Raw genomic sequence first — 1504 nt, forward strand, 5'->3', positions numbered from 1 at the left:
GTAGTATACAATTGCATTCTCAAAAATTAGTGTACAAGTCTAATGGAAATATTTTAGATTCTGAAAACCAAAAAATAACACCTAATCAAGTTAGGGAAATATTAAAAGGGAATCAACAACTACTTGCAGATTACAATGATGGCAGATCTAAAAAAACAGCTGGAAACATATTGCTTATTGGTGGACTTGGATTTCTGACTGCTGATTTAGTTAAGGGAGTTACTGCTTCTGGAATATCCCAAACACCTATTGGAGGTGGGCAGTATGCTCTTAAAGATGAGAAAAACAGTTATCCATCTTTACTAACTTATATTGGCGTTGCAGCAATTATAATTGCTATTCCTGTCAAAATAGGTTTCTCAAAGAAAATTAAAAATGTAGTGACTGAATATAACAATCAGAACGCTATAGGTAACAAGCAGTTTGAAAGCACCAAAGTAGATTTGATAACCAATTCAAACGGTGTAGGACTTCGATTAACTTTAAAATAAAACAACTAAACATACAACCACTTGAACGAAAGAATAATTGAGCTCATAGACATCGCTCCAAAAGACTTTTGGGGCGCTCAAGACACTCATCTTGAATCCATAAAAAAATATTATCCAAAATTAAAAATCGTTGCAAGAGGAACTACACTCAAGGCTTTTGGTGAAAAAGAAGTTTTAGACGAATTTGAAAAACGATTTCAACGATTGATGCTTCATTTTACGCGTTACAACAACATAGATAATAATGTTATTGAAAGAGTTATTATGGGAGATGCACAAGAAGATCGTAAATTTCAAGGGAGTGATAAAATTTTAGTACATGGTGTGGGGGGCAAAATAATTAAAGCCATGACTCCTAACCAGCAATTGCTTGTTGATACGCTTGAAAAAAACGATATGGTATTTGCAGTAGGTCCAGCAGGAACTGGGAAAACATATACCGGTGTTGCTATGGCTGTGAAAGCATTGAAAGAAAAACAGGTTAAAAGAATTATTTTGACTAGACCTGCAGTTGAAGCTGGAGAAAATCTAGGTTTCTTACCCGGCGATATGAAAGAAAAACTGGATCCATACATGCAGCCATTGTATGATGCGCTACGAGACATGTTGCCTAATGAAAAATTAGAAGATTATATTTTAAAAGGCATTATTCAAATTGCTCCACTTGCTTTCATGAGGGGTAGAACACTGGATAATGCTTTTGTAATCTTAGATGAAGCTCAAAACACGACTCATTCCCAAATGAAAATGTTCTTAACGCGTATGGGTAAAAGTGCTAAGTTTATGATTACAGGTGATCCGGGTCAGGTAGATTTACCAAGGCGAACCATATCTGGACTAAAAGAAGCTTTATTGGTTTTAAAAGATATTGATGGAATAGGAATTATTTACCTGGATGATAAAGATATTGTACGTCATAGACTGGTTAAGAAAGTTATCGATGCTTACAAAATGATTGAAAATAACGACTAAAACTGAATTTAATATTGAAATCGGGGATCGCAATACAATGC

2 protein-coding genes are annotated in these 1504 nt (G+C 34.6%); both read left to right on the forward strand.

What is annotated here, in order from left to right; genetic code table 11:
- The coding region (locus tag FPG59_RS16800; RefSeq protein ID WP_086455519.1) for a hypothetical protein at positions 1–491 on the forward strand (491 nt) is incomplete at its 5' end.
- A gap of 21 nt (positions 492–512) precedes the next feature.
- Positions 513–1463, forward strand: coding sequence for a PhoH family protein (locus tag FPG59_RS15970; protein ID WP_086455520.1), 951 nt, complete (start codon positions 513–515; stop codon positions 1461–1463).
- Positions 1464–1504 lie beyond the last annotated feature (41 nt).

Origin of the sequence: Flavobacterium sp. FPG59, from assembly GCF_002150205.1 — a bacterium.
Taxonomy (GTDB): Bacteria; Bacteroidota; Bacteroidia; order Flavobacteriales; family Flavobacteriaceae; genus Flavobacterium.